Genomic DNA, 26,511 nt, shown 5'->3' on the forward strand with positions numbered 1-26,511 from the left:
GAGCCGGTAATTACCGTGCCGTGCGCCCCATCCGCCCCGGAAATTCCGTGGCCAACTCGAACAGTGAGGAAGTGGTCACGGAAATGGTTTCCGCGGAACGATGAAATGTTGCGAAACGTAAAAGAAAGAGACGGCGGCCTTGTCGGCCCCCGTGCGGGTCATTGATCATCGGCGTCTATGCGGCATCCGGAGCTGGTGATCAGGCGGATGGCCGGTGACCGGACCCTGGTCCTGGCCGCGTGCGCGACGGCGCTGTTCGCGACGACCGTGCTCGCCGCGCTGTTCGGCTACACGGGGTCGGTGACGCGCGAGGGGCTGCGGCGCACGCTCGCCGAGGCGACCTTCGACACGGCCGGGACGCGGATCGCCGGGCACGTCCCGGGCGGCGGGCTCGACGCGGCGCAGAAGCAGGTGGACGCGGCGCTGCGCCAGATCTACCGCGACGTCCCGCTGACGGTTTCGGTCGGGGTGCGCAGCGATTCCTACACGCTGCCCGGTCAGGAGAAAAGCGAGCATCCGGAGCTCACCGCTTTCGAGACCTATTCCGGCATCGAAGGGCACGCGCGGCTGGCGGGCGGGCGGTGGCCGAATGCGAACACGGCGCCGAACGCCGAGGTCGAGGCCGTTCTGCCGGCCGCGGCGGCGCGGGCGATGCGGGTCGGGGTCGGCGACGCGCTGACGCTGCGCGGCCGCGTCGACACGGCGTCGGTGGCCAAGGTGAAGATCGTCGGGTTGTTCGAGGTCAACCGCCGGGACGACTACTTCTGGCAGGGCGACCGGCTGGTCACGACCGGGACCGAGCGGCTCGACTACACCACCTACGGGCCGTTCGTGGTGCCGCCGCCGGTGTTCGCGGCCCGCTTCACCGGCACCGGCGCGGACGCCCGCTGGACGGTCATGCCCGACCTGCGGGGCCTGGAGGCCGGGTCGCTCGGCGGCCTCGGCGACCGGGTGGAGGGCACCCGCGCCACCATCGAGAAGGCGGGCGGCGGCCAGTTCACGACCGTGACGAGCCTGCCGGTGCTGACCGGGCAGCTGCACGGCGCGGTGATGGTGGCGCGGTCGACGATGCTGATCCCGGTGATCCAGCTCGTCCTGCTCGCCGGGTACGCGTGGGTGCTGGTGGCGCGGCTGCTCGCCGAGCACCGGCGCGGCGAGGTCGCGCTGCTGCGCACCCGGGGCATCGGGATGCGCCAGCTCGCCCGGCTCAGCCTGACCGAGGGCCTGCTGATCGTGCTGCCCGCCGCCGTGCTGGGCCCGCTGCTGGCCGGTCCGCTGCTGCGGCTCGCGGGCAGGGCGCCGGCCGTCCGCGCGTCCGGGCTCGACCTGGACGCCGGGCCGCTCGCGCCGCTGTGGGGCGTGGCGGTGCTGGCGTCGCTGGCCGGCGCGATCGCCCTGACGGTCCCGACGCTGCGCGGCGCGAACGCCACGTTCGTGGAGGTCCAGGCCGGGATCGGGCGGACGGCCCGGGGCCGCCTGCGCGGCTCGGGCATCGACCTCGCGCTGCTGCTGGTCGCCGCGCTGTCGGTCTGGCAGCTGTCGAAGTACGGGGCGGACGGCGCGGGCGGCGACGCCTCGGGCATCGACCCGGTCATCGTGTCCGGGCCCGCGCTGGCGCTGCTCGCCGGCGGCGTCCTGCTGCTGAAGCTCGTGCCGGTCGCCTCCCGGGTGGCCGAGCGCGCCACCGCCGGCGGGCGGGGCCTCGCGCCCGCGCTCGGCGCGCGGCAGGTCAGCCGCCGCCCCCTGCGGTACGCGGGCCCGGCGCTGCTGCTGGTCATGGCGATGGCGGTCGGGGTGCTGTCGGTGACGACGATCGCGACGTGGCGGCGGTCCCAGACCGACCAGGCCGACTTCCAGACCGGTGCCGACCTGCGGCTGGAGCGGACGGACAAGCCGGGCGGCCCGTCCGTGCTGGGCCAGGGCGGACGGTTCGCGTCGCTGCCCGGCGTCACGGCCTCCACGGCGGTGCTGCGCAGGGAGGTCAACATCGGCACGACGGCCTCGACCCTCCTCGCCGCCGACACGCGCGCGCTGGAGCCGGTCCTGCGGGTCCAACCGGCGCTGCGGAAGGACATGCGGCTCGGTGAGCTGGCGCGGGCCCGCCCGGCCGTGCCCGCGCTCACCGTCCCGGGCCGCCCCGCGCGGCTGCTCTTCGACCTGCGGCTCCGCAAGCGCCCCGGCAAGCCCCCGCCGCTTGAGGACGGCCAGCAGGCGCCCCCGGCGCCCACGGGGGTCTACCAGGCGGAGGCGACCATCGAGGACGCGCACGGGCTGACCCAGCGGGTCACGCTCGCCGGGCTGCGCCCCGACGGACGCGCCCGGACCGTCGCCGTGGACGCCGCCGCACTCGCCGGTCCGGACGGCGCGCCGGCCTACCCGCTGTCGCTGCGCGGCCTGCACTACGTCTACGACGACAACGACAGGTCGGGGCCGCTCGAACTGTCCCTGCTGGGCCTGCGGGGCGAGGGCACGGGCGCGGCGACCGCCCCCGCCGGGGTCCGCTGGAACCTGATGCGGGACCCCGTCCTCGGGGCCGAGACGCCGCGGCTGACCGCCAAGGGCGCGGCGCTGACGCTGCCGATCGCGGCGAGCTCGCCGCTCGGCGGCTGGGACATCGGCACCGGCGAGACCCTGCACGCCATGGTCGCCACGGCGGCGCCGCCGGGCATGCGCCCGCGCAGCGACGAGCACCTCCAGCCCGCGGTGCCGGGCGTCGTCACGAGCGAGGCCGCGCGGCGCGCGCGGGTCGGGGTCGGCGGCACGCTGACGCTCGACACCGCCGACGGCGCCCAGCCCGTCAAGGTGATCGGGATCGTCCGGGCGCTGCCGGGCACGCCGCCCGACCGCCCCGGCGTGCTGGTGGACCTGCCGACGCTGACCGAGTCGCGGCTCGCCGCCGCGAGCGCCGCGCCGGGCAGCACCGACCCGGGCGAGTGGTGGGCGAGTGTGCGCGGCGCCCGCACCGCGCCCGCGGCACAGGCGATGACCGACCATCCCGCCTGGGGCACGGTCAGCGGCGACCGCGCCGCGCTGCGCTCCCGGCTGCGGGACGCGCCGCTCGGCGCCGCGCTCCAGGGCGCGCTCGTGCTCGGCTTCGGCGCCGCGCTGGTCTTCGCCGTGATCGCGTTCGCGGTGAACGCGGCGGTGTCGGTGCGGGAGCGGGCGCGCGAGTTCGCCGTCCTGCGGGTGCTCGGCGTCCATCCCCGGCAGATGACCGGGATGCTGGCCGTCGAGCAGGCGTTCCTGGTCGCGATCGGGCTGGTCGGCGGACTGGCGCTCGGCCTGGTCGTCGCGCGGCTGGTGATCCCGCACATCGTGCTCAGCGTGCAGGCGGCGCCGCCGTACCCGCCCGCCGAGCTGATCGTCCAGTGGCCCGTGGTGCTGGCGATGCTCGCCGGGGTCGCCGCCGTGTTCGGCCTGGTGCTGCCGCTGGTGATCCGGATGCTGCGGCGCCGCGACCCCGGGGCCGGGCTGCGCGCCGGGGAGGACCGATGAACCGTCCCCTGAACCGGCCCTGGCTGCGGCTCGCCCGCGCGCAGTGGCCGCCGATCGCCGCCGTGGCCGTGCTGACGCTGGTCACCGCGCTGCTCGCCGTGACCGTCCCGGCCCGGGTGGCGGGCGGCTACGACCGCGCCGCGCGGGCGACGGTGGCGGGCGCCGACGTCCGGGTCGAGGGACGCCAGGACGCCGCCACCGTCGCCCGCTACCTCCCGCTGTCGGACGATGTGTCCGTGCGGTCGGCGACCTGGTACGGGATCCTCCCGCGGCACCTGAGCGACGCCGTCGGCCCGCCGGAGCCCTACGTCACCACCACCGAGAACCGGATCGGCGGGGAGTTCCTCGAACCGCGCCTGGTGACGCTGGCGTGGGATCCGGGCGCGACCAGGCGCGTCCGGTTCGTCGCCGGCGTGCCGCCGCAGGACATGCCCTCCGACTCCACCCCCGACCACGGACGCGCCGTCCAGATCGCCCTGCCCAAGCCGTACGCGGACAAGTTCGGCTACCGGGTCGGGACGGCGCTGCCGCTCGGCGACCTCCGGGCGACGGTCAGCGGGATCTACGTGCCGCGCGACGCCGCCGACCCGTACTGGGCGACGCGCGCCGACCTGCTCCGCGTCCGGACGGAGCTGCGCGGCGAGGGCGTCCGCGTCCACACCGGCGCGGCGCTGCTCAGCGGCGGCGGGTACTGGCGGATCGCGCACGGCGCGCCCGACCGGCGGCTGTTCGTCACCTGGCGGTTCCCCCTCAAACCGGACGGTATCGACTCCGCGCGCGTGTCCGGGCTGGCCGGCGACATCGAGGCGTACCACGTGGCCGTCAAGGGCCGCACCGACCTGTTCGAATGCGCGGTCGCCACCGAGCTGGACGCCCCGCTCAAGGCCTACGGGGGCCAGCTCCGATCGGCGAAGGCGGTGAACGGGCTGACGCTCAGCGGCGTCGCCGCGATCGCGGCGGGCGTGCTGCTGCTCGGCGCCGGTCTGCTCGGACGCAGGCTGAGGCCCGCGCTGGTCACGATGCGGGCGCGCGGAGCGTCGCTCCGGCAGCTCGCCGGGCCCGCGTGCGGGCTGCTCGCGCTCGCGGTGCTGCCCGCCGCCGCGCTCGGCGCCGGGCTCGGCCTCCTCCTCGGCACCGGCCCGCCGCAGGCGCTGTCGGCCTACGCGGCGGGCGGGCTGGTCGTCCTCGTCCTCGTGCTGCCGGTCGCCGTGATCGTGCGCGAGTTCGGCGGCGCCACCCAGATCACCGCCGGGCGCGACGACCTCGTCGGCGCGCGCCCGTCGCGGCGGCGGCTCGTGCTGGAGGGGCTGCTGATCGTCCTCGCGGTGACCGGGGTCGTGCTGCTGCGCGAGCGCGGCGCGGGCGCGGGCGGCGACCCGCTGATCGCCGCCGTCCCGGTGCTGCTCGGGGCGGCGTGCGGGGTGGTCGTGCTGCGCGTCTACCCCTACCTGCTGGCCGGGCTCGGACGGGCGCTGCGGCGCGGCTCGGGCGCGGTCGCCTTCATCGGCGTCGCCCGCGCGTCCCGGCAGAACGTCGTCAGCGCGCTGCCGATGGTCGTGCTGCTGCTCGCCGCCGCCGTCGCCGGGTTCGCCGGGAGCGTCGAGGCCGCGCTGGACCGCGGCCACGACCGCGCCGCGTGGGCGGCGGTCGGCGCCGACGCCCGGATCTCCGCCGAGCTGCTCGACCAGAAGGCCGTCGACCGCGTCCGCGCGGTGCCCGGCGTGAAGGACGCGGTCCCGGCGCGGGTGGTGCGGGCGGTGCGGCCCGCCTCCGGACCCGCCCGGGTCACGCTCATCGCCGTCGACCTGGACGCCTACCAGCGGATCTCGCCCGGCCGCCTCCCGGCGCACCCGCGCGGCGCGCTGCTGTCCCCGGCCGCCGCCCGCGAGCTCGGCATGAGGCCGATGACGCTGAGCAGCCCCAACTTCCCGGAGATCCGGGTCGAGCCGTCCGGCCGGATCGAGGACTTCCCCGGCGAGCAGCACGGCGGCTCGTTCGTCGTCGTCCCGTTCCGGTCGCTGACCGGCACCGAGAAGGTGCCGAGCACGGTGTTCGTGCGCGGCGAGCCCGGTGAGGCCGCGCTGCGCGGCGCGCTGGAGGCGTCGCTGCCGCCGGGCACCATGGGCGGCGACCCGTACAAGAAGGTCGAGATCCGGCGGGACGTGTTGCGCGGCATGACGCGGGCGCCGATGGTCCGCGTCGTCCAGGACTCCTTCCGGGACGCCGCGCTCATCGGCGGCGCCTACGGGCTGCTCGCCGTCCTGCTGGTGCTGGTCGTGGAGGCCCGCGCCCGGGGCCGGGGCCTCGCGCACCTCCAGGTGCTCGGGCTGACCCGGCGGCAGAGCAGGCGGCTGGCGCTGGTCGAGATCGGTCCCGTGCTGCTGTGCGCGGTCGGCGCCGGGTGGGCGCTCGGGCTGGTGCTGCCCGGCGTCACCGGACCCGTCGTCGACCTGCGCCCCTACACCGGCGGCTTCGCCGTCTCCAACCACGCGGTGGACCCGGCGGCGCTGCCCGCCCTGCTGGCCGCGCTGCTGCTGGCCGCCGCGGCGGCGGTGGCGATCGACCGCGCCTTCGACACCCGGCACGACCTCGCCGCCGTCCTGCGGACGGGCGACTGATGAGGAGGGGCACCCGATCATGAGCCCTGGAAGGGCCGCCGCGCCCGACCTCGCCGAGCTGGAGCGCCGCGCCGCCGAACGCGGGCCCGCGTTCGGCGAGGGCGCCCACATCGTCTGCGACAACCTGGTGCGCATCTACAAGACCGACGGCGTCGAGGTCGTCGCGTTGCAGGGCCTGGACCTGCTCGTCGATCCCGGGGAGCTGGTCGCCATCGTCGGCGCGTCCGGGTCGGGCAAGTCCACGCTGCTCAACATCCTGTCGGGGCTGGACGTGCCGACCGCCGGGGTCGCCCGCGTCGCCGGGTCGGACCTGCTGACGATGGCGTCCAAGGAGCGGCTGCGGTTCCGCCGCGAGCAGGTCGGGTTCATCTGGCAGCAGACCGAGCGGAACCTGCTGCCCTACCTGACCGCCGCGCAGAACGTCGAGCTGCCGATGCGGTTCGCCGGACGGGCCCGGCGCGCCCGCGTCTCCCGCGCGTCGGAGCTGCTCGGCATGCTCGGTGTCGGCGACTGCGCCGGACGGCGTCCCGCCGAGCTGTCGGGCGGGCAGCAGCAGCGCGTCGCGATCGCGGTCGCCGTGGCGAACGAGCCGCACGTCGTGCTCGCCGACGAGCCGACCGGCGAGCTGGACAGCACCACCGCCGAGGAGGTGTTCGGGGCGCTGCGCCGCGTCAACCGCGAGCTCGGCACCACCACGATCGTCGTGACCCACGACGCCCAGGTCTCCGAGCGCGTCGACCGCACGGTCGGGATCCGCGACGGCCGCACCAGCAGCGAGGTCCGCCGCCGCGACGAGGCCGACGGGACGCGGGTCAGCGAGGAGTACGCCGTCCTCGACCGCGCCGGGCGCGTCCAGCTCCCGCGCGCGTTCACGCAGGCCCTCGACATGCGCGACCGCGTCCGCCTCGCGCTGGAGAGCGACCACGTCGGCGTCTGGCCGGACCGGAGCACGGGCCGGAGCACGGGCCGGAGCACCGAGCGGACCGAGGAGGGCGAATGACCGACCCGATGGTCGTCGTCGAGGACCTGAGCAAGACCTACCGCACGGGGAGGAACGAGGTCCACGCGCTGCGCGGGGCGAGCTTCACCGCCTCGCCCGGCGAGCTGGTCGCGATCAAGGGACGCTCCGGGTCCGGCAAGACGACCCTGCTCAACCTGATCGGCGGTCTCGACACGCCCGACGGCGGCACCGTCCGCGTGGACGGGAGGGAGGTCGCCGCGCTCTCCGAGGACGCCCTGCTCGCGCTGCGCCGCGACGCGATCGGGTTCGTGTTCCAGTCGCACGGGCTGATCCCCGTGCTGTCGGCGGCCGAGAACGTCGAGGTGCCGCTGCGGCTGGCGCGCACGCCGCCCGCCGAGCGCGACGAGCGGGTCCGCGTGCTGCTCGGCCTCGTCGGGCTCGCCGACCACGCCGCGCAGCGCCCCTACGAGCTGTCGGGCGGGCAGCGCCAGCGCGTCGCCATCGCCCGCGCGCTCGCCAACCGGCCCCGGCTCGTCCTCGCCGACGAGCCCACCGGCCAGCTCGACTCCGAGACCGCAGCCGCGATCATGCCGCTGCTGCACGCGCTGGTCGCCAGCGAGGGCGTGACCGTGCTGGTCGCCACCCACGACCCGGCGCTGCTGTCGGAGGCCGACCGCGTCCTGAACCTGGCGGACGGCGCGATCACCGAGACCCCGGTCCCGACCGGCTGATCTTGGGTAGGACCCGGGACGTCGCCGCGAGGAGGGGGAGCCGATGCCGACGGTCGTGCTGGTGGGGACGCTCGACACCAAGGGCGCCGAGTACGGGTGGCTGCGCGGGCGGCTGCGCGGCCTCGGCTGCGAGGCCGTCGTGGTCGACGCGGGCACCGGGCCGCCGGGGATCGACCCGGACGTGCCCGCCGAGCGGGTCGCGCGGGAGGGCGGCGCGTCCCTGGAGGCGCTGCGCGAGGCGGGCGACCGCGGCGCGGCCGTGACGGCGATGGGCGAGGGGGCGGCCGCCGTGCTCGCCGAACTGCACGCCGCCGGACGGGTCGACGCCGTCCTCGCGGTGGGCGGCAGCGGCGGGTCCTCGATCGCGGCGCGCGCCGTCCGGGACCTGCCGATCGGGCTGCCCAAGCTGATCGTGTCCACGATGGCGTCCGGGGACGTCACCCCGTACGTGGGCGCCAAGGACGTGACGCTCACCTACAGCGTCGTGGACATCGCGGGCGTCAACCGGGTGTCGCGGCTCATCCTCGGCAACGCCGCCGCCGCGGTGGCCGGGATGGCGCACGCCCAGGCCGGGTCGGGGGCCGAGCCGGAGGAGGACGGGCGGCCGCTGGTCGCCGCCTCGATGTTCGGCGTCACGACCCCGGCCGTGGACGCGGCGCGCGAGCGCCTGGAGCGGCTCGGCTACGAGGTGCTGGTCTTCCACGCGACCGGCGCGGGCGGACGGGCGCTGGAGGGCCTCGCCGCGAGCGGGCTCCTCGCGGGCGTCCTCGACCTGACCACGACGGAGCTGGCCGACGACCTGGTCGGCGGGGTCCTGTCGGCGGGCCCCAACCGGCTGACGGCGGCCGGGCGGCGCGGGATCCCGCAGGTCGTGGCGCCGGGCGCGCTCGACATGGTCAACTTCGGGCCGCGCGACACCGTCCCGGAGCGGTTCGCGGGCCGCAACCTCTACGTCCACAACCCGACCGTCACGCTGATGCGGACCACGGCCGAGGAGATGGCGGAGCTCGGCCGCCGGGTCGCCGCCAAGGTCGCGGCCGCGACCGGCCCCGCCGCGCTGCTGGTCCCGCTGCGCGGGGTGTCGGCGCTGGACGCGCCGGGCATGCCGTTCGAGGACGCGGCGGCCGACGCGGCGTGCTTCGCCGCGCTCGGCGGGGAGCCGCTCGACCTGCACGTCAACGATCCGGAGTTCGGCCGGGCGGCGGCCGAGCGGCTGCACGCGATGATCTCGGGGGGAGCGGCATGAAGCGCGAGAGCGTCCTGGCGCGGCTGCGCGCCGCCGTCGCGGCGGGCGAGCCGGTCGTCGGCGCGGGCGCGGGCACGGGCCTGTCGGCCAAGTGCGCCGAGTCCGGCGGCGTCGATCTGATCATCATCTACAACTCGGGCCGGTACCGGATGGCGGGGCGCGGGTCGCTCGCCGGGCTGCTGCCCTACGGCGACGCGAACCAGATCGTCGTGGACATGGCCGCGGAGGTGCTGCCGGTCGTGCGGGACACGCCCGTCCTCGCCGGTGTCTGCGGCACGGACCCGTTCCGCCTCATGCCCGTCTTCCTCGACCAGTTGAAGGCGATGGGCTTCGCGGGCGTGCAGAACTTCCCGACCGTCGGCCTCTACGACGGGGTGTTCCGGCAGAACCTCGAAGAGACCGGGATGGGCTACGGCCTGGAGGTCGAGATGGTCCGCCTCGCCCGCGAGCGCGACCTGGTCACCGCGCCCTACGTGTTCGACGAGGACCAGGCGCGGGCGATGGCGGAGGCGGGCGCCGACGTCCTGGTCCCGCACGTCGGGCTGACCGCCAAGGGCAGCATCGGCGCGGGCACCGCGCTCACGCTGGACGAGGCGGTCGCGCGGGTGCAGGCCATGCGGGACGCGGCGCACGCCGTCCGCCCGGAGGTGCTGGTGCTGTGCCACGGCGGCCCCATCGCCGAACCCGAGGACGCCGCCTACGTGCTGGCGCGCACCGAGGGCGTCGTCGGGTTCTTCGGCGCCTCCTCGGTCGAGCGGCTGCCGACCGAGCGCGCGATCACCGCGCAGGCGGCCGCGTTCAAGAACCTCCCCCTCTCCGGCGACGAGGAGTCCTGATGCTGCTGACGCCCGGCGACGTGGCCACGATGACCTTCGACTGGGGGTCGATCAAATGGTTCGTCACCCCGACCGGCGTGCCCGGCGCGTCCAGCACGTTCGGCGAGGTGATCGTCAACCCGGGCGAGGGGCACGCGCGGCACCGCCACCCGGCCGCCGAGGAGATCATCTACGTGGTGTCCGGCGAGGCGACCCAGATGGTGGACGACGGGGAGCCGTTCACGATCAGGGAGGGCGACGCCGTCCACATCCCGAAGGGCGCCTGGCACTCGACCTACAACGAGACCTGGCGCCCGCTCCGGCTGATCGTCACCTACACGCCGGGCGGTGAGGAGAAGGCGCTCGAAGCGGCGCCGGACCACCGCCGCCACGACGCCGGAACGACCCCCCGGTGGCGCCGCGCGTGACCCGCCGGCCGTGTCTAGGCGTGTGACCAGCCGTCGAGCCCCTCGCCGGTCAGCAGCACGTCGAACGCGGCGTCGGCGGCGCCGGTCAGCGGGCTCAGCGGCCCGAGCGCCGAGGTCACCAGGGGCGGCGGGTCGCTCCGCCGGTGCCGCATCAGGGCCGCCGCGTAGCCGTCCGCGAGCGCGTTCGGCACCGTCACCGCGAGGTCGACGGCCAGGCCGGACAGCGTCACCATGCCGGGGTCCAGCGCGTTGACGAGGGCTCCGGCGCCGCGTCCGAGGGCCCGCGCGGCGGCGGTGACGGCCTCCCGCGCGGCCGGGTCGGTCCGCGCCGCCTTGATGATCTGGTCGGCCGCCGCGCGCGGGTCGCGCGGCGGGCGGCGGCCGAGCGCGCGCGCCATGGCCCGCCCGTCGACCTCCAGGTCCCAGCAGCCGCGCGCCCCGCACGGGCACTCCAGCGCGGGATCGCCGAAGGGCATGTGGCCGAACTCGCCGCCCGCGCCGGTCGCGCCGTCCATCGGGCGCCCGTCCACGACGAGGACGCCGCCCACCCCGACCTCGACCGACAGGTGCAGCACGACGCGCGCGCCCGCGCCCGCCCCGCGCCGCGCCTCGGCCAGCCCGGCGAGCGAGGCGTCGTTGCCGACCAGCACCGCGACGCCCGGCGGCGCCAGCCGCGCGAGGTCGACGTCGCGCCACCCGAGCCCCGACGCCTGGACGACCGTCGTCCCCTGCACGATCCCCGCGACCGACACCGACACCGCGCGGACCCGCCGCCCGTAGCGGTCGTGCACGTCCCGCACCCGCTCGGCGACCAGGTCGAGCACGTCCACCCGCCGGGTGTGCGTGCCCGAGGACGACTCGACGACGACGCCGCCGAGTTCGACGCACGCCACCCACCACCGCTCGTGGCTGATGTCGACCGCGCACACCAGCGGCCCGCCCGGATGCGCCCGCAGCGCGGGGGAGGGGCGGCCGCGCCCGCCGGTCCGCGCGGGGGCGGCCTCCTCCAGCAGCCGCGCCGCCTTGAGCCGCGCGGTGATCTCGGTGGCCGACCCGCTGCTCAGACCGAGCGCGCGCGCCGCGTCCGCCCGCGTCACCGAGGGGTGGACGTGGACGTGCCGCAGCACCGCCAGCGCCCCCTGGTTCCGCAACGCGCGGGCTGAGTGCGCGTGGGCGGAGTTCGCGTGCGCGGAGGGCGCGCGGGCCGGCCGCGCCCCCTGGTCGGGGTGCGGCGCCCACGCCGGATCATCACCTCCGCGCCACGCGTCCTTCGTCTGCATAGTGACATCCTTGCTGGTCAGGGCTTATCCTCGCGGTCCGAGGATATTCTCCGACCCACGAGGGAGAGCCATGCGTATCCGGATCGAGACCCGAACCAAGACGCGAACTCGGACCCGAACCGCCCGCCACGACGGAAGGCCCGCGTCATGAGCCCCCGGTCATGACGCCCACCGCGACCCCCACCGCGCGGGGCACGGCGCGCACGGCCGGGACCCTCGGCCTCTACGCGGCCTTCGGCTGCCTCGGCTACCTGCTCACCGGCATCGGGGCCATCCTTCCGGAACTGCGCGCCGAACGCGGGCTGCCACGCGCCGAGGCCGCGCTCTACTCCTCGGCCTTCGCGCTCGGGCTCGTCGTGGTCGGGCTGGTCGGGCACCGGCTCGCGGTCCGGCTCGGCCGGCACGCGATCCCGACCGCGCTGGCGGCGCTCGTCAGCGGCGCCACCGTGATGGCGGTCAGCGGCGGACGCCTCGGCGTCGGCTTCGGCGCGCTGCTGACCGGCCTCGGCGGCGCCGGGCTCGTGCAGGTGGTGCCGTCCGCGCTGCGCGCCGTCCACGGCGGCGAGGCGACGGTGCCGATCGGCGAGGCGAACGCGGTGTCCAGCGCCGGTTCGGTGCTCGCGCCGCCGATCATCGGGATGGCGCTCGCGCACGGCCTCGGCTGGCGCGCCGCGTTCGCGATCCCGCCGCTGGCGCTCGGCGCGGCGCTGCTGCTGACCCGCTCGGTCGTGATCCCGGCCCAGCCCGCGACGCCCACCGAGGAGGCGAAGGCCCCGACAGAGGCGGCGGACGAACCGGAGCGTCGCCCCCAGGGGGTGTCGTTCTTCGGCCGCTGGTGCGATCTCGTCCTCGCCGTGGGGGTGGAGTTCTGCATGGTCTTCTGGGCCGCGGACTTCCTGCACCACGTCAAGGGGCTCGGCTCCGGCACCGCGACCACGCTGTCGGCGGCGTTCGTGCTCGGCATGGCCTCCGGACGCGTGGCCTCCGGGCCCGTCGTCCGCGCCGTCCGGCGGCCCGACCGGATCCTCGCGCTGGCCGCGCTGCTCGCGCTGGCCGGGTTCGCCGCGCTGTGGACCGTTCCCGCGCCGTTCGCCGTCGCGGGCCTGCTCGTGATGGGGCTCGGCGTGGCGCTGCTCTACCCGGTGATCCTGTCCGAGGCGCTGGCGGCGTGGCCGACGCGTCCCGTCCAGGCGGCGGGACGGTGCGCGCTGGCCTCCGGCGTCGCGATCGGCACGGCGCCGCTGTTCCTCGGCGCGCTCGCCGACGCCACCACGCTCCGCACCGCCGTGTTCGTGGCGCCCGCGCTGCTGCTGATCCTGCTCTCGCGTTGCGGGCGGCGGCTCAGCGCGACGGATTGATCACCGAGACGACATTTTCGTTCGCGGAATGTTCGCCTCGGCGGTGTCGGACGGCGGCCGGGAGGACGCGCTCCGAAGAGAGCCTTCCGGCCGTGAAGGTCGCCATCGTGACCGAGTCGTTCCTGCCCCGGGTCAACGGGGTGACGGGTTCGGTCTGCCGCGTTCTCGAACACCTCGCCGCCCATGGCCACGAGGCCCTCGTGGTCGCTCCCGGGCCTGCCCCGAGCTCCTACGCGGGCGCGCGCGTCGCGCCCGTGCGGGGCATGGCCCTGCCCTGCTACCCGACGTTCGCCGTGGGGGTGCCGACCAGGCGCGTCACCGCGATCCTGCGCGACTTCGGGCCCGACGTCGTCCATCTCGCCTCGCCGCTCGTACTCGGCGCGTCCGGGCTCGCCGCCGCGAACCGGCTCGGCGTGCCCGCCGCCGCGGTCTTCCAGACCGATGTCGCCGGGTTCGCCCGCCGGTACGGGCTGCGCGGCGCCGATCCGATCATCTGGTGGTGGCTGCGCCGCCTGCACGGCCGCGCCGCGCTGACGCTCGCGCCGTCCACGCCCGTCCTCGCGGAGCTGGAGCGGCGGGGCGTCCCGCGCCTGGCCCGCTGGGGGCGGGGCGTGGACCGCGCCCGCTTCCACCCCTCGCACCGCTCGGCGGAGGTGCGGGCCCGCCTGGCACCCGACGGCGTCGCGCTCGTCGGCTATGTCGGACGCCTCGCCGCCGAGAAGCGCCCCGGCCTGCTCACCCGGCTCGTCGGCATCCCCGGCGCCCGGCTGGTCGTGGTCGGGGACGGCCCGGAGGAGGGGCGCCTGCGCCGCCTCATGCCCGACGCGGTCTTCACCGGGTTCCGCACCGGGACGGAGCTGTCGGAGCTGGTCGCCTCGCTCGACGTGTTCGTGCACACCGGCGCCGACGACACGTTCTGCCAGGCCGTCCAGGAGGGCCTGGCCTCGGGCGTGCCGGTGGTCGCCGCGGCGGCCGGCGGTCCGCTGGACCTCGTCCGGCCGGGGGTGAACGGCCTGCTGTACGCGCCGGACGACGGCGGGGAGCTGCGCGCGGCCGTCGCCACGCTCGTGGACGACGTCCGGACGCGGCGGCGCATGGCCGTCCAGGCGGCGGAGTCGGTGCGCGGACGCGACTGGGAGACCGTGTGCGGGGAGCTGATGGGCCACTACCGGGACCTCGTCCACGGCGCCGCCGACCGCCCGGCCGAGAGCGCCGCCTGATGGGCGCGTTCCCGTTCGTCGTGTCGATCCACGACGTCGCGCCGTCCACCGCCGAGCCCACCGCCCGGTGGCTCGCCGACCTGGACGAGCGCGGCGTCCCGTGCACGCTCCTGGTGATCCCCGGGCCGTTCGGCGGCGGCGCGGCGCTGCCGCACGACGGCCCGCTCGTCGCGTTCCTGCACGCCGCCGCGCTGCGCGGGCACGAGCTCGCCCTGCACGGCTACGCGCACGAGGGCGTCCCCGGCGGGCCGCTCTGGCGGCGCGGCGTCAACCAGGCCCTCGCCCGGGGCGCCGGGGAGTTCTGGTCGCTGACCGCGCACCAGGCCGCCGGACGGCTCCGCGCCGGACGCGCCCTGCTCGCCGAGGCCGGGATCGAGGTCACCGGGTTCACACCGCCCGGCTGGCTCGCGTCCCCCGGCACCCGCCGCGCGCTGGCCGCGCTCGGGTTCACCTACTGGACGAGCCAGCTCGGCGTCCACCACCTGCCCGGCGGACCGGTGCGGCGCATGCCCGCGCTGTCGCACCGCCCGGGTGGGAGGGGGGAGCGGACGGGCGCCCGCGTCATGACCGGCGCGGCCCGCGCGTTCGCCCGGACGCGGACGCCGTTCCGCATCGCGCTCCACCCGGCCGACCTCACCCGGCCCGGCCTGCGCCGCGCCACGCTCGCCGCCGTCGACGCGGCGGTCGCGGCGGGCGGCCGCGCCGTCACCTACGAGACGCTGGTGGGCCGTTGAGGATCGTCCAGCTCGCCAACCTCTACAGCCCCGTCTCCGGCGGCCTCCGCACGGCCGTCGACATGCTCGGCGCGGGCTACGCGGCGGCCGGGCACGAGCGCGCCCTCGTCGTCCCCGGCCCCGCCTACACGCGCCGCGAGACCGCGAACGGGCAGGTCGTCACCGTGCCGGGGCCGTCGGTCGCGCCCGGGTACCGGCTCGTGCTCGACCCGCGCCCGGTGCTGCGTGTCCTCGGCCGCCTGCGCCCGGACGTCATCGAGGTGTCCGACAAGGCGACGCTGACGGTCGCGGCCCGCTGGGCGCGGAAGCGCGGCGTCCGGACCGTCCTGTTCTCCCACGAGCGCCTCGACGCGATCCTCGCGCCGCGCGTCCCCGCCCGGTTCCCGCTGGCCGCCGCCACCGACCGCTGGAACCGGCGGCTCGCCGCCTCCTTCGACGCGATCGTGGTGACCTCGGCGTTCGCCGCCGCCGAGTTCGCCCGGGTCGGCGCCCCGGCGCTGCACCGCGTCCCGCTGGGCGTGGACCTGACGACGTTCCGGCCCGTCCCGCACGCCTTCACCGGACGCCCGGTGCGGCTGGTCCACCTGGGGCGGCTGTCGTCGGAGAAGCGCCCCGACCTGGCGATCGGCGCCGCGGCCGAGCTGGTGCGGCGCGGCGTCCCCGTGCGCCTCGACGTCGTCGGCGATGGACCGTGCCGATCCCGGCTGCGCGCCTGGGCCCGCCGCGAGCGGCTCCCGGTCGCCTTCCACGGCCACGTCGACGGCCGCGCCGCCGTCGCCCGCCTCCTCGCGGCGGCCGACGTCGCGCTCGCCACCTGCCCGATCGAGTCGTTCGGCCTGGCCGTCCTGGAGGCGATGGCCTGCGGCACGCCGGTCGTCGCCGCCGACCGGGGCGCCGCGCACGAACTGCTCGCCCCGGGCGCCGGCGCCCGCGCCGCCCCGCACGCCTCGGCGATCGCCGACGGGGTCCAGTCGGTACTGCGCCTGGACCCCGCCCGCCGCCGCGCCGCCGCCCGCGCCCGTGCCGAGCGCTACCCGTGGGCGACCACGATCGCGGGCATGCTGGACGTCCTCGCCGCCGCCCGGGAGCCCGCGGCTACTCCTTGAACGAGCAGTCCTGCGGCAGGTCCGGCGGCTGGAAGTCGCCCTTGGGCAGCTCCAGCGGCGCGTCCTTCACCGTGTAGCCCTTCAGCCATTTCCCGAAAGGCCCGGAGCTGTTCGCGCTGTGCGGCGCGGGACCGCTGCCCATTTGCAGGCACTGCGGCAGGGTGACGCCCCACGAGAACCCCATCCGGTCGTACTTGTGGCCGAGCGGCGACTGGTAGAAGGTGAAGTTCGCGCGCCTCTCGTTCGCGGGAACATTGTCCTGCCGGATCCCCGAGACGATCGCGATGGGCCCCGTCGCCATCAGATAGTCGACCTTGATGGTTCCGTAGTGGTGCTTGTCCGGCCCGCCGGGGACGTCCGGGGAGTAATGGTCGTACTTCACGGTTCCGCGCGCGGCCCCGAGCACCATCTTCCCGCCGACCATCTTCCACGGCCCGCCGTGCGCGTCCACCGTGAACCGCCGGTACGGGTACTCCGGGTCGGCGGGGAACTTCAGCCACGCGTCGCCGGTGACATGCGATTCCCTGACCGGCTCCCGGCCCTTGTCCTGAGCCATCGCGCTTCCGGTGCCGGCCAGCCCGGCGGCGGCGAGCGCCGCCGCCCCGGCCACGAGAACGCGTCGTCCGTGCGCCATTCTGGGTCTCCTTGAGAACTGGGGAAGCGGGCGGTTTCCACCCGCCCCCACAACCTCGCAGCGAGCACCCCTCGCGTTCTTCCCCCGCGTGACCGAACCCGGTGCCCCGCGCGGGGGAGAGCCGGTTCTCAGCCGTCCCCAGACCGGGTGACCTTTCCCCGGACATAGACCCATTCGCCGTCATGCCGCGCGAACCGGCTGACCTCGTGCAGTTCCCCGGTCTCGAACCCGGCCGCGTAATGGGCGCGGAACTCGACCGTCCCCCGCTCGTCTTCGGGCCCGCCGTCCTCGGTCCGGACGATCTCCAGCCGCACCCACCGCGTCCCGGCCGCGAACTCGACCCGCTCCGGCCGCGTGGCCGGATGCCAGCTCCGCAGCAGGTACGCCTCGTCCTGCCGGGCGAACGCGCTGAACCGCGACCGCATCAGCTCCTCGGCGGTCCCGGCCCGCGCCTCGCCCCGATGCAGCCGCCCGCAGCACTCCCGGTAACGGACGCCGCGTCCGCAGAAACAATGAGCCACCCGACGATTCTGCCCCGCCGCCGGCTACCGGGGGACGTAGAGGCGGACGTCGTCGACGTCGGCCGTCCCCTCGTAGTAGTTCAGGTGCGGGTCGCCGATGATGAAGGAGTCGGGGTAGGCCGACCCCTTGGGCCAGGAGTGCTCGGTCGTGTACGTCCCGGCCGGGCCCCGGTGCACGAGCCTGCGGTCGAACCGGCCGTCGTACTCGCCGGGCGTCTGGTTGTAGTGCCAGATCGGCCGCCCGTCCTCCACGAAGTCGTGGTGGACGCGCAGCGTCGCCTGCCCGATGTGCAGGAAGGGCCCGCTCATCTCAAGGGTGTAGCCGGTGCGGCCGCGTTCCACGGCGAACCGGTAGGCGGCCTTCGGCATCAGTTGCGGCTGGAGTTCCGCGCTGGTCAGATGGCCCTCGAACCGGTTCCCGGGCCCGTAGGGCTTGTCCATCGAGACGTTTCCGCAGCGGGTCTTGATGTAGTACTCGTTGCTGATGTTGTTGTTGGCCGTCTCGCGGAACAGGTCGCCGCGCGGGAAGAGGGCGTTGACGCCGTTGAAGGTGCCCTCGAACGTCCGGTAGATCCGCCGGGTCTTCGGATCGCACGTCCCGGCGTTCTTCCAGCGGGCGTCGTCGCTGTAGTAGCCGTCCATGATGACCTTGCGCCGGAAGTGGATGCCGGGATTGCCGTGCGGCGCGGGCGTCGCGTAGTCGAGGATCGTCAGGTAGTAGAACCCGTTCTCACGGGTGACGTCGGGATAGTCGCAGCGCTCCTTGCCGGGCAGCGCCCCCTGGAACGTCCAGGGATAGCGGGTCTTGCAGGGCTCCTTGGTGTAGCCGTTGTGCCTGCCGCCGTAGTCGAAGGTGCCGTGCCGCTTCCCGCCGAACCCGAGGCCGCGCAGCGTCATCTCCACGCGGTAGCGCGGCGGCAGCGGACGCGTCGGGCGGATCAGCACCCCCGCGTCCCAGCTCGGCTCGGAGATCCGGCCGACCCGCTGCCCGCCCGGGAGGCGCGCGGTCGACAGCCCCGGGCGCGAGTCGGGGCGGCCGTCGCGGTCCTTGTCGACGGCGGCGATCTCGGCGGTGAGCCATCCGCCGCGTCCGAACGCGACCCGCTTGCGGAACACGTTCAGCGTCGCCAGCCGCCGCGCGAACAATGGCCCGCTGATCTTCCGCCACGCCTCGCCGTCGTCGTCGAAGGCGTCGACGTTCCACGGGCTGCGCCGCCCCTGCGGGTCCAGGCGCCAGGGGGCGCCGTCGATCCTCAGCGGGCGGTCGAAGTCCTCCTGGTCGACCAGCACCCAGCCGCCGGTCGAGGCCGTTCCCGCGGCGACGGGCCAGGCGGTCGAGGCGGCCGCCGCGACGGCGGTCCCCGCGATCGCCAGCGCGACCTTCCCGTGTCCCCTCAAGACGCCCCTCCCACCGCCGCGGATCCTGCGAGGGAAACCTACGGTTCACACGCCGCGGGCGCCCCGCCGCTGCGCCCGCCTTCAGGCGTTCTTGCCCTGTTCTTGGCCGATTCCGGGGGAGCGCAGGAACAGCCCGAGCGCCCACCGTCCGGACCAGCGGTAACCCGCCAAACCGCCTCGCGACCTAGAACTGGAGCAGGGTTCCCAGGGGGAGGATCGGCAGATTCCCGTTGGGCGCCTCGATGACGTAGGAGAACGGGAAACCGGGGTCGTAGCGCTGGCAGGAGGCCGGCTCCAGCATGCACGGCTGTCCCGTGAACCCGTGCAGGAGCCTCCCGGCGGAATCGAAGAACAACAGGTCCGTGGTGAACGTGTAGCCCGCGATGATGTGGAATCCATAATTCGGGACCGCGTATCGGTACAGCATTCCGTCCCGCCCGCCGAGGTCGCCCCTCGTCCAGCCGATCATTCCCAGGGACGTCTTCCGGGGCGTGTCCGCGAGCGCCATGCGGTAGGCGCGGCCCCCGACCCCGACCGCGACCGTGGCGGCCTCGGAGGGGTCGAGCCGTCCCGAGGGCGTCTCGTCCTTCGGCGCGATCCTCGCGCCGCCGCCCCGCACGGTCTCCGCCTGCGGGCTTCCCGCGCAGTCCTGCGCGACCCGGTCCGCCCGCACGACCCGCACCGTGGACGCGCCGCGCCGCACGGTCACCCGCACCGCCCCCGCCGTCACGTAGGTGACGGACGGGCCGTCCGAGCAGACGGCGACGCTCGCCCGCCCCTTGACGAGGAACCTCTGCTCGCCGAGCTGCCCGTCCCGCGACAGCCCGATGACCATCGTGTCCTCGCTCTTCTCCTTGAGCCCCCCTTCGATGCCGAACCGGCCGATCGGCGTCGCGATGCTGCCGCCCACCTTCACGGCGAACAACCCGTCCTGGTCGATGCTGAACACCAGCGGCAGCATCGGCGGCTGATAGGTCGCCCCGCCGACGAAACCGCACCCGCCCAGCAACAGCAGCAGCGGAACCAGCCTGCTGAGAAGAATCATGTCCACCCCGCGCGAGTCGGAGGCGGGGGACGTCAGAACTGCGACGCGCGCCGTCCGCGCACGAGTTCACCCGTGACCACCATGGGCCACCATCAGCGAACCCTCTGTACAAACCGGCGTTCGCCCCTCTCGGCCGTCCAGCTCGGTAATCTGTTGCGATATGTCGGAAACCCGCCATGGCGCCCTGATGCCGCTGGTCCACCGCGAGCGCGTGGACCGGCACGATCATCCGCACCACCAGCTCGTCTACCCGAGCCACGGCATCCTCCAGGTCTCCACGGACGAGGGCCGCTGGGTCGTCCCGCCGCACCGCGCGGTCTGGCTCCCCGCCGGGGTCGCGCACGCCCACCAGGCGCACGGCACGACCGATGGCGGACGCAGGTCCGCCTGCACCACGCCCTGATCCTCCTCGCGACCGGCGCGTCGGTGACCACCGTCGCCGCCGCCTGCGGCTACGCCGGGCCGAGCGCGTTCATCGAGGCGTTCCGCAACGCCTTCGGCGCGACCCCGGGCCGCTTCGCCGCCCGCCCCTGAAACCGCCGCCCGCGGTGCGAGGTTGCTCACCGGCGGGCGCGGTTCGGCTTACCGGGTATCCCGCGGGCGGGCGAGGGCCTGATATCCCTCGAACCATGACCGCCGCGGGGCCACGTGTCGACGCACCGCCCAGAGCACCGGGCGCCCACCCCCTGTTCGGACATCTCAAGCCGCTGCTCCTCGACCCGCTCGGCCTGCTGGCGGCGCTGCCGCACCTCGGCGACGTCGTCGAGCTGCGGTTCGGCCGGACGCCGACCTACGTGGTGTGCTCCCCGGAGGCGGCCCAGCAGGTCCTCCGCAACCCCGACCGGGCCTTCGACAAAGGCGGCACGTTCTACGAGAACGTGCGGTCCTTGGTCGGCGACGGCATGGCCACCTGCCCCCTGGCCGAGCACAAACGGCTGCGCCGCCTCGCCCAGCCCGCCTTCCGGACCGACCGGATGTCCGGCTACGCCCGCACCATCCACGCCCAGGTCGAGGCGGCCACCTCGACCTGGCGGCACGGGCAGGTCCTGGACGCGCTGCCGGAGATGCGCTCGCTCGCCACCCGGACCACCTTCGCGACCATGTTCCGCCGCCGCGAACTCGGCCCCGAGATCGACGGGCTGCGCCGGGCCGTCACCGACTTCGTCGAGCACCAGACCGTTTTGCGGATGGTCGCGCCCATCGTCAACCGCCTGCCCACCGCCCGCAACCACCGCTACCGCGCGAGCGAGGCGAGGCTGCTGCGCTTCCTGGACGGGGAGATCGCCGCCTACCGCGCCGACGGCACCGACCACGGCGACCTGATGTCCATGTTCACCACGTCCCCGGACGGCGACCCGCTGACCGACGCCGAGGTGCGCGACACGGTCATGACCGTCCTCCTCGGCGGGATCACCACGACGGCCGTGAGCCACGCGTGGGCCCTGCACCAACTCTCCCTGGACGCCGCGCTGGACGCCGAGGTCGCCGCCGAGGCCCGCGCCGCCGCCCCGCTCGACACCCCCGACGCGGTGGACCGGCTCCCCCTCACCCGGGGCGTCGTCGCCGAGGTGCTGCGGCACCGCACCGCGGGCTGGATCTTCCCGCGCGTGGCCGTCACCGACACCACCATCGGCTCCCGGCGCGTCCCCGCCGGTGCGCAGGTGCTGCTCAGCCCCTACGTCCTGCACCACCGGCCCGACCTGTTCGCCGCCCCGGACAACTTCGACCCGCGCAGATGGGACGGACGCGACCCGCACCGGACCAAGGGCTGGCTGCCCTTCGGCGCGGGGGAGTCCAAGTGCATCGGCTACGAACTCGCCTTCATGGACCTGACCCTGTCGCTCGCCGACATCGTCCGGTCCTGGCGCCCGCTGCCCTGTCCCACACCTGTCCGTCCGCGCCCGCGGCTCCACCTGGAACCCCACGGCCTCACGCTGCGCCTGGCCGAACGCGACCCGCGCTGACACCAGGACGGCCGGACCGCCCTCGTGTTTCCTGGCAGGGAGCCTTGTGTTCGCTGGGAGTGGGCTGTTGAAACGTGGGCTCAGGTGGGCGGGGGGCCTGAAGGGCGGGTCTGGATTCCCAGCGTTCTCACAGGTTCTCCCAGGGGGCGGCTAGGTGGGTCGGTCACGCTCGGGGGCATGACGAGGATCGCTGTACGCGGGCTGACCAAGCGTTACGGGCCCGACACCGTGGTGGACGATCTGTCGTTCACCGTCGAGCCCGGTCAGGTGACCGGTTTCCTCGGGCCGAACGGGTCCGGGAAGTCCACCACGATGAAGATGATCATGGGGTTGGCGGAGCCGACGCGGGGGACGGCGACGATCGGGGGGCGCCGCTACCGCGACCTTCGCATGCCGTTGGCGGAGGTCGGGGCGCTGCTGGACGCCGGGGCCGTCCACGGCAGCAGGAAGGCGCGCGACCACCTGCTGGCGCTCGCCGTCAGCAACGGGCTCCCGGCGCGCAGGGTGGACGAGGTCCTCGCCCGGACGGGCCTGGAGAGCGTGGCGGGCAAGCGGCCCGGGGGGTTCTCGCTCGGCATGCGGCAGCGGCTCGGCATCTCGGCGGCGCTGCTCGGCGACCCCGGGGTGCTGATCTTCGACGAGCCGGTCAACGGGCTCGACCCGGAGGGGATCCGCTGGATCCGCGACTTCATGCGCTCGCTGGCGGGCGAGGGGCGGGCGGTGCTGGTCTCCAGCCACCTCATGAGCGAGATGGCGCGGACCGCCGACCACCTGGTCGTCATCGGGCGCGGGCGGCTGATCGCCGACACCGGCATGGGCGAGTTCCTGCGCGCCAACGGCGAGGGGACCGTCCTGGTCCGGACGCCGGAGCCGGGGGCGTTCGCGCTCCGGCTGACCGCGGCGGGCGCCACCGTCCGGGACGGGTCGGAGTCCTCGCTCGTCGTCTCCGGCATGTCGGGCGAGGAGATCGGCCGGCTGGCCGCCTACCACGGCGTGGTGCTCAGCGAACTCAGCCCGCAGCAGCCCTCGCTGGAGGACGCCTTCATGGAGCTGACCAAGGACGCCGTCGAGTACCAGGGGGCCGCCGCGTGAGCGCGGACGTGCCCTTCACCCGCACGCTCCAGGCGGAGTGGATCAAGCTGCGCAGCCTGCGCTCCACCTGGTACACGCTGTCCGCGCTGATGGCGGTCGGGATCGGCGTCACGAGCCTGGCGCTGAGCACGGTGGGGCAGGACTACGCGGAGGCGTCCGCCGCCGACCGCCAGGCGTGGGACCCGACCAGCCTCAGCCTGACGACCTACATCATCGGCCAGTTGATCATCGGGGTGCTGGGCATCCTGATCGTCACCTCCGAGTACGCGACCGGGCTCATCGCGACCTCGCTCGGCGCCACGCCGCGCAGGCACCGGGTGCTGGCGGCCAAGGCGGTCATCGCCACCGGGCTGGCGCTGGTGGCGGGGCAGACGCTCATGGTCGCCGCCTTCCTCCTCGGGCAGGCGATGATGGCCGCGCAGGACGTCCCGCACGCGGCGCTCGGCGACGACGGGGTGTTCGCGGCGCTGGCGGGCGGTGGGCTCTACCTGTCGGCGATCGCGCTGCTCGCGGTCGGGCTCGGGGTCATCACGCGGGCCACGGCGGGGGCGCTGGCGACGCTGGTGGCGATCGTGTTCCTGGTCCCGGCCCTGTCCGGGACGTTCCCCTCGTGGATGCACGGCCTCGTCGACATCTGGCCGACCAAGGGCGCGGCCGCCGTCCTGACGACCGTCCCCGATCCGGAGTTCCCGCACCCGTGGCTGAACCTCGGCGGGCTGTGGCTGGCGGTCGCCGCCGTGCTGGCCACCGCGTTCGTGCTGCTGCGGCGCCGCGACGTATGAGCCTCCGTATCCTGGACGGCGTGGAACGCGATGACCTCCCGTGAGGGCGGCGAGCGGCTGCTGGTGGTGGACGACGAGGACACCGTCCGCGAACTGCTCTCCGCGACGCTGCGGTTCGCCGGGTTCCAGGTGGCCTCCGCGGCGACCGGCGCCGAGGCGGTCGCCGCGGCCACCGGGGAGCCCCCCGACCTCCTCCTCCTGGACGTCATGCTCCCCGACATGGACGGCTTCGAGGTCGTCCGGAGACTCGGCCGGCAGGTGCCCGTGCTGTTCCTCACCGCCCGCGACCGGCGCGAAGACAAGATCACCGGGCTGTCCCTGGGCGCCGACGACTACGTGACCAAGCCGTTCGCGCTGGAGGAGCTGATCGCCCGGATCCGCGCGATCCTGCGCCGCACCACCGGCCGCCGGACCGGCGCGCTGACGGTGGGGCCGCTCGCCCTCGACGCCGAGGGCCACCAGGTGACGCGGGCGGGACGCCCGGTCCGCGTCTCGCCCACCGAGTTCCAGCTGCTGCGCTACCTGATGGAGAACGCGGGTCTCGTGGTGTCCAAGGCGCAGATCCTCGACGGCGTGTGGCGCTACGACTTCGGCGGCGACGCCGGGATCGTCGACACCTACATCTCCTACCTGCGCCGCAAGGTCGACACCGGGGAGCCGAGGCTGATCCACACCGTCCACGGCGTCGGGTACGTGCTGCGGGAGCCGCGCCGGTGAGCCGGTTCTCGCTGCGGACGCGGCTGCTGCTGCTCACCACCGGCCTGCTGCTGACCGGACTGACCCTGATCAGCGCGCTCGTGTCCGAGCACCTCCAGCGCTACCAGCTCGGCCGGGTCGACGGGCGGCTGCGCTCGCTCACCTCGCTGATGTCGCAGGTGCCGGGCGGCGAGCCGCCGACCTCGCAGCACCCCTCCGCGCAGACCGCGCTGATCAACCCCGGCCTCGACCTCCTCGGCGCGCCCTACCTGCTGTACCTGGACACGAACGGCCGGGTGAGGGGCACGCTCCAGTCCAGCCGGCTCACCAAGGAGCCCCCGCCGTCCACCGGCGAGCTGCGCGCGGTCCCGGCCGACGGCAGGCCGCGCGGCGTGCGCTCCGCGAACGGCTCGGGCCGCTGGCGGGCCGTCGCCCGCCCGGGGGTCGGCTGGCGCGGGACGGTGATCGCCGCCGCGCCGCTCGCCGATGCCGACGCCACGATCTCCCGGCTCCGGACGAGCAGCCTCGTCACCGGCAGCGCGCTGCTCGCCCTGCTGACGGCGGTCGGCTGGTTCGCGCTCGGCCGCGGGCTGCGCCCGCTGCGCCGCATCGAGCACACGGCCGCCGCGATCGCGGGCGGCGACCTGAGCCGCCGCGTGCCCGGCATCGCGCCGCCCGGCACCGAGATCGGGCACCTCGCGGCGTCGCTGAACACCATGCTCGGCCAGCTCGAACGGGCCTTCGCCGACCGCGCCGCGTCCGAGGCGCGGATGCGCACGTTCCTCTCCGACGTCGGGCACGAGCTGCGCACGCCGCTGTTCGGCATCAAGGGCACGACCGAGCTGTACCGGATGGGCGGGCTGGCCTCACGCGAGGACGTCGACGAGGCGATGCGCCGCATCGGCCACGAGGCCACCCGGCTCTCCGCCCTCACCGAGGACCTGCTGCTGCTCGCCCGGCTGGACGAGGCGCCGCGCGCCCAGCTCGACCCGGCCCCGATGGACCTGCGGACGCTCGCCACCGACGCCCGGCACGGGCTGCGGGCGCTCGACCCGTCCCGCCCGATCGAGCTGACCGGGCCGGACGGCGGACCGCCGGGGCCCGCGCCCGTCCACGCCGACGAGGACCGGCTGCGGCAGGTCGTCACCAACCTCGTCGGCAACGCCGCCGCGCACACGCCGCCGGGCACGCCCGTGCGCATCGGCGTGGGAACGGTGGACGGGCGCGCCGTCCTGGAGGTCGCGGACGAGGGCCCGGGAATCGCGTCCGACCAGGCGGCCCGCGTCTTCGACCGCTTCTACCGGGCCGACCGGTCCCGCAACCACTCCGGCGGCGCCAGCGCGGGACTCGGCCTCGCCATCGCCCGCTCCCTCGCACGCGCGCACGAGGGGGACGTCGAGTTGACCACGGCTCTGGGGGAGGGCGCCCGCTTCCGGCTGACGCTGCCGCTACTGGACCAGGAGGAGGTCAGTCCTCCAGCGTGATCGCGGCCTTCGGGCAGGCCCGCGCGGCCTCCTCGACCTGGGCCCACAGGGCCTCCGGCGGGTTCTCGTCCAGCACGTAGAGGAAGTCGTCATCGCGCACTTCGAAGACCTCCGGCGCCGCGGCCATGCACAACGCGTTGCTCTCGCAGAGGTCAAAGTTCACGGAAATCTTCATGGCCACATTATGCGCCCAAGCGGTGGCACGGGACACACCCGGCGGCGCCCGCGAGAACCGGCCGGTCAGGGCGACAGCAGCCAGCAGTCCCGCAGGTCGTAGAAGACGGCGTCCTCGTCGAAGTGCGCCATCTGCTCGTCGCGCCAGGCCATGTAGTCCGGCGGCATCTTGGTGCGCTCGCCCTCCCGTGCCGCCTCCCTGGAGGTGAAGTAGGCGACGCCGGTGCAGATGCCGTCCGGGTGGACGCAGAACATGCCGCCGAGCATGTCGGGCCGCAGCTTCGCCAGCGTCCGCTCGGCCTCCTCGGGCACGAACGGGCGCACCGCCTCCCGGTCGCGGACGCGCGTCTGGAGGATCTGGACGAACCCGGCGCGGTCGAATCCCTCGCCGTCGGACGCGCCGGGTCCGAACGTCTCCACGTCGGTGCACTCCACGACCGTGACCACGCCCTCGAACAGACCGCGGGTCTGGTCCCACCAGTGCGCCTGCTCGCGCCGCCCGTCGTTGCGCCGGGCCGCCTTCGGCGACGCGAACCGCGTCAGGCCGAGGTAGACGCCGTCGTCGGTCACCCCGCAGGTACTGCCGAGCCAGCCCCGCGCGCCGGGCGAGACCTCCTGGTACCAGCGGTCGGTCGCCTCGCGCAGGGCCGCCGCGTCCCGCGCCCGGCCCTTGGCGACCTGGACGCACATCGCGTGCTTCGCCCTCCACTGGCCGAACACCGTCCACCT

Annotated in this window: 25 protein-coding genes; 18 read left to right on the forward strand and 7 right to left on the reverse strand. The window is 75.1% G+C overall.

Features of this window, described 5'->3' with window-relative positions; all coding sequences use genetic code 11:
- Window positions 1–177: 177 nt before the first annotated feature.
- The 7 genes from GNZ18_RS30055 to GNZ18_RS30085 are packed head-to-tail and all read left to right on the forward strand — an operon-like array spanning window position 178 to window position 10,294.
- Window positions 178–3,495 carry an FtsX-like permease family protein gene (locus tag GNZ18_RS30055; RefSeq protein ID WP_156219994.1) on the forward strand — a complete coding sequence of 1,106 codons (3,318 nt, stop codon included), beginning with the start codon at window positions 178–180 and terminating at the stop codon, window positions 3,493–3,495.
- Window positions 3,492–6,113: an FtsX-like permease family protein gene (locus GNZ18_RS30060; RefSeq protein WP_156219995.1), complete on the forward strand. Its 2,622-nt coding sequence runs from the start codon at window positions 3,492–3,494 to the stop codon at window positions 6,111–6,113. The genes GNZ18_RS30055 and GNZ18_RS30060 overlap by 4 nt, the downstream gene beginning before the upstream one ends.
- Before the next feature lie 19 nt (window positions 6,114–6,132).
- Entirely contained in the window at window positions 6,133–7,113 is a 981-nt protein-coding gene (locus GNZ18_RS30065) for an ABC transporter ATP-binding protein (RefSeq protein ID WP_156219996.1), read from the forward strand.
- Window positions 7,110–7,805 carry an ABC transporter ATP-binding protein gene (locus GNZ18_RS30070; protein WP_246250657.1) on the forward strand — a complete coding sequence of 232 codons (696 nt, stop codon included), beginning with the start codon at window positions 7,110–7,112 and terminating at the stop codon, window positions 7,803–7,805. Before GNZ18_RS30065 ends, GNZ18_RS30070 begins: the two co-directional genes overlap by 4 nt.
- A 43-nt stretch (window positions 7,806–7,848) precedes the next feature.
- On the forward strand, window positions 7,849–9,051 hold the full coding sequence (locus GNZ18_RS30075; protein ID WP_156219997.1) for a Tm-1-like ATP-binding domain-containing protein: 1,203 nt from the start codon (window positions 7,849–7,851) through the stop codon (window positions 9,049–9,051).
- Complete coding sequence (locus GNZ18_RS30080; protein WP_156219998.1) at window positions 9,048–9,887, forward strand: phosphoenolpyruvate hydrolase family protein; 840 nt, start codon at window positions 9,048–9,050, stop codon at window positions 9,885–9,887. Before GNZ18_RS30075 ends, GNZ18_RS30080 begins: the two co-directional genes overlap by 4 nt.
- On the forward strand, window positions 9,887–10,294 hold the full coding sequence (locus GNZ18_RS30085; protein WP_156219999.1) for a cupin domain-containing protein: 408 nt from the start codon (window positions 9,887–9,889) through the stop codon (window positions 10,292–10,294). The genes GNZ18_RS30080 and GNZ18_RS30085 overlap by 1 nt, the downstream gene beginning before the upstream one ends.
- 14 nt (window positions 10,295–10,308) lie before the next feature.
- Here GNZ18_RS30085 and GNZ18_RS30090 read toward each other — a convergent pair whose 3' ends face one another.
- Window positions 10,309–11,574 (reverse strand): ROK family transcriptional regulator, encoded by a 1,266-nt coding sequence (locus GNZ18_RS30090; RefSeq protein ID WP_156220000.1) that lies wholly within the window; start codon window positions 11,572–11,574, stop codon window positions 10,309–10,311.
- Between the two features lie 161 nt (window positions 11,575–11,735).
- Here GNZ18_RS30090 and GNZ18_RS30095 point away from each other — a divergent pair, with 161 nt between their 5' ends.
- From GNZ18_RS30095 to GNZ18_RS30110, 4 genes are all read left to right on the forward strand, one after another.
- Window positions 11,736–12,932, forward strand: a complete 1,197-nt coding sequence (locus GNZ18_RS30095) for an MFS transporter (protein WP_156220001.1) — start codon at window positions 11,736–11,738, stop codon at window positions 12,930–12,932.
- A 92-nt stretch (window positions 12,933–13,024) separates the two neighbouring features.
- The gene (locus tag GNZ18_RS30100; protein WP_312874840.1) at window positions 13,025–14,152 is read left to right on the forward strand and encodes a glycosyltransferase family 4 protein; all 1,128 of its coding nucleotides are present in this window, start codon (window positions 13,025–13,027) and stop codon (window positions 14,150–14,152) included.
- Entirely contained in the window at window positions 14,152–14,886 is a 735-nt protein-coding gene (locus GNZ18_RS30105) for a DUF2334 domain-containing protein (protein WP_156220003.1), read from the forward strand. Before GNZ18_RS30100 ends, GNZ18_RS30105 begins: the two co-directional genes overlap by 1 nt.
- On the forward strand, window positions 14,883–15,992 hold the full coding sequence (locus tag GNZ18_RS30110; protein ID WP_156220004.1) for a glycosyltransferase: 1,110 nt from the start codon (window positions 14,883–14,885) through the stop codon (window positions 15,990–15,992). Before GNZ18_RS30105 ends, GNZ18_RS30110 begins: the two co-directional genes overlap by 4 nt.
- Here the strand turns inward: GNZ18_RS30110 and GNZ18_RS30115 are convergent.
- The 4 genes from GNZ18_RS30115 to GNZ18_RS30130 all read right to left on the reverse strand — a co-directional run bounded on the left by GNZ18_RS30115 (window position 15,982) and on the right by GNZ18_RS30130 (window position 19,590).
- Window positions 15,982–16,626 (reverse strand): hypothetical protein, encoded by a 645-nt coding sequence (locus GNZ18_RS30115; RefSeq protein WP_156220005.1) that lies wholly within the window; start codon window positions 16,624–16,626, stop codon window positions 15,982–15,984. The two genes, GNZ18_RS30110 and GNZ18_RS30115, sit on opposite strands and share 11 nt — an antisense overlap.
- A 128-nt stretch (window positions 16,627–16,754) precedes the next feature.
- Window positions 16,755–17,147 (reverse strand): YchJ family protein, encoded by a 393-nt coding sequence (locus GNZ18_RS30120; protein ID WP_312874841.1) that lies wholly within the window; start codon window positions 17,145–17,147, stop codon window positions 16,755–16,757.
- Between the two features lie 24 nt (window positions 17,148–17,171).
- Window positions 17,172–18,545 (reverse strand): hypothetical protein, encoded by a 1,374-nt coding sequence (locus GNZ18_RS30125; protein WP_156220006.1) that lies wholly within the window; start codon window positions 18,543–18,545, stop codon window positions 17,172–17,174.
- Between the two features lie 184 nt (window positions 18,546–18,729).
- A complete protein-coding gene (locus tag GNZ18_RS30130) occupies window positions 18,730–19,590 on the reverse strand; it encodes a DUF192 domain-containing protein (RefSeq protein ID WP_156220007.1) in 861 nt (286 codons plus the stop codon).
- A 160-nt stretch (window positions 19,591–19,750) separates the two neighbouring features.
- On the opposite strand from GNZ18_RS30130, the gene GNZ18_RS42625 reads away from it, so the two are divergent.
- From GNZ18_RS42625 to GNZ18_RS30160, 7 genes are all read left to right on the forward strand, one after another.
- On the forward strand, window positions 19,751–19,993 hold the full coding sequence (locus GNZ18_RS42625; protein WP_246250658.1) for an AraC family ligand binding domain-containing protein: 243 nt from the start codon (window positions 19,751–19,753) through the stop codon (window positions 19,991–19,993).
- 23 nt (window positions 19,994–20,016) lie between these two features.
- Window positions 20,017–20,124, forward strand: a complete 108-nt coding sequence (locus GNZ18_RS42630; RefSeq protein ID WP_312874842.1) for a helix-turn-helix domain-containing protein — start codon at window positions 20,017–20,019, stop codon at window positions 20,122–20,124.
- A gap of 95 nt (window positions 20,125–20,219) precedes the next feature.
- Complete coding sequence (locus GNZ18_RS30140) at window positions 20,220–21,554, forward strand: cytochrome P450 (protein WP_156220008.1); 1,335 nt, start codon at window positions 20,220–20,222, stop codon at window positions 21,552–21,554.
- 177 nt (window positions 21,555–21,731) lie between these two features.
- On the forward strand, window positions 21,732–22,646 hold the full coding sequence (locus GNZ18_RS30145; protein ID WP_156220009.1) for an ABC transporter ATP-binding protein: 915 nt from the start codon (window positions 21,732–21,734) through the stop codon (window positions 22,644–22,646).
- Entirely contained in the window at window positions 22,643–23,428 is a 786-nt protein-coding gene (locus tag GNZ18_RS30150; protein WP_216651479.1) for an ABC transporter permease, read from the forward strand. Before GNZ18_RS30145 ends, GNZ18_RS30150 begins: the two co-directional genes overlap by 4 nt.
- Before the next feature lie 30 nt (window positions 23,429–23,458).
- The gene (locus tag GNZ18_RS30155; protein WP_156220010.1) at window positions 23,459–24,145 is read left to right on the forward strand and encodes a response regulator transcription factor; all 687 of its coding nucleotides are present in this window, start codon (window positions 23,459–23,461) and stop codon (window positions 24,143–24,145) included.
- Window positions 24,142–25,608, forward strand: a complete 1,467-nt coding sequence (locus tag GNZ18_RS30160) for a sensor histidine kinase (RefSeq protein WP_216651480.1) — start codon at window positions 24,142–24,144, stop codon at window positions 25,606–25,608. Before GNZ18_RS30155 ends, GNZ18_RS30160 begins: the two co-directional genes overlap by 4 nt.
- Here the strand turns inward: GNZ18_RS30160 and GNZ18_RS30165 are convergent.
- Both GNZ18_RS30165 and GNZ18_RS30170 read right to left on the reverse strand, forming a co-directional pair.
- Complete coding sequence (locus GNZ18_RS30165; protein ID WP_156220011.1) at window positions 25,592–25,783, reverse strand: ferredoxin; 192 nt, start codon at window positions 25,781–25,783, stop codon at window positions 25,592–25,594. The genes GNZ18_RS30160 and GNZ18_RS30165 overlap by 17 nt on opposite strands.
- A gap of 65 nt (window positions 25,784–25,848) precedes the next feature.
- Window positions 25,849–26,502 carry a hypothetical protein gene (locus GNZ18_RS30170; protein ID WP_156220012.1) on the reverse strand — a complete coding sequence of 218 codons (654 nt, stop codon included), beginning with the start codon at window positions 26,500–26,502 and terminating at the stop codon, window positions 25,849–25,851.
- Between the last annotated feature and the right edge of the window lie 9 nt (window positions 26,503–26,511).

Origin of the sequence: Actinomadura litoris (assembly GCF_009733595.1) — a bacterium.
Taxonomy (GTDB): Bacteria; Actinomycetota; Actinomycetes; order Streptosporangiales; family Streptosporangiaceae; genus Spirillospora; species Spirillospora litoris.

Excerpts from the sequence above, each read along its gene's own strand:
- GNZ18_RS30065 (WP_156219996.1), top strand. The coding sequence starts at position 6,133 with ATGAGCCCTGGAAGGGCCGCCGCGCCCGACCTCGCCGAGCTGGAGCGC.
- GNZ18_RS30055 (WP_156219994.1), top strand. The coding sequence starts at position 178 with ATGCGGCATCCGGAGCTGGTGATCAGGCGGATGGCCGGTGACCGGACC.
- GNZ18_RS30145 (WP_156220009.1), top strand. The coding sequence starts at position 21,732 with ATGACGAGGATCGCTGTACGCGGGCTGACCAAGCGTTACGGGCCCGAC.
- GNZ18_RS30070 (WP_246250657.1), top strand. The coding sequence starts at position 7,110 with ATGACCGACCCGATGGTCGTCGTCGAGGACCTGAGCAAGACCTACCGC.
- GNZ18_RS30155 (WP_156220010.1), top strand. The coding sequence starts at position 23,459 with ATGACCTCCCGTGAGGGCGGCGAGCGGCTGCTGGTGGTGGACGACGAG.
- GNZ18_RS30140 (WP_156220008.1), top strand. The coding sequence starts at position 20,220 with ATGACCGCCGCGGGGCCACGTGTCGACGCACCGCCCAGAGCACCGGGC.
- GNZ18_RS30075 (WP_156219997.1), top strand. The coding sequence starts at position 7,849 with ATGCCGACGGTCGTGCTGGTGGGGACGCTCGACACCAAGGGCGCCGAG.
- GNZ18_RS42625 (WP_246250658.1), top strand. The coding sequence starts at position 19,751 with ATGTCGGAAACCCGCCATGGCGCCCTGATGCCGCTGGTCCACCGCGAG.
- GNZ18_RS30080 (WP_156219998.1), top strand. The coding sequence starts at position 9,048 with ATGAAGCGCGAGAGCGTCCTGGCGCGGCTGCGCGCCGCCGTCGCGGCG.
- GNZ18_RS30090 (WP_156220000.1), bottom strand. The coding sequence starts at position 11,574 with ATGCAGACGAAGGACGCGTGGCGCGGAGGTGATGATCCGGCGTGGGCG.
- GNZ18_RS30165 (WP_156220011.1), bottom strand. The coding sequence starts at position 25,783 with ATGAAGATTTCCGTGAACTTTGACCTCTGCGAGAGCAACGCGTTGTGC.
- GNZ18_RS30105 (WP_156220003.1), top strand. The coding sequence starts at position 14,152 with ATGGGCGCGTTCCCGTTCGTCGTGTCGATCCACGACGTCGCGCCGTCC.
- GNZ18_RS30085 (WP_156219999.1), top strand. The coding sequence starts at position 9,887 with ATGCTGCTGACGCCCGGCGACGTGGCCACGATGACCTTCGACTGGGGG.
- GNZ18_RS30095 (WP_156220001.1), top strand. The coding sequence starts at position 11,736 with ATGACGCCCACCGCGACCCCCACCGCGCGGGGCACGGCGCGCACGGCC.
- GNZ18_RS30130 (WP_156220007.1), bottom strand. The coding sequence starts at position 19,590 with ATGATTCTTCTCAGCAGGCTGGTTCCGCTGCTGCTGTTGCTGGGCGGG.
- GNZ18_RS30060 (WP_156219995.1), top strand. The coding sequence starts at position 3,492 with ATGAACCGTCCCCTGAACCGGCCCTGGCTGCGGCTCGCCCGCGCGCAG.
- GNZ18_RS30115 (WP_156220005.1), bottom strand. The coding sequence starts at position 16,626 with ATGGCGCACGGACGACGCGTTCTCGTGGCCGGGGCGGCGGCGCTCGCC.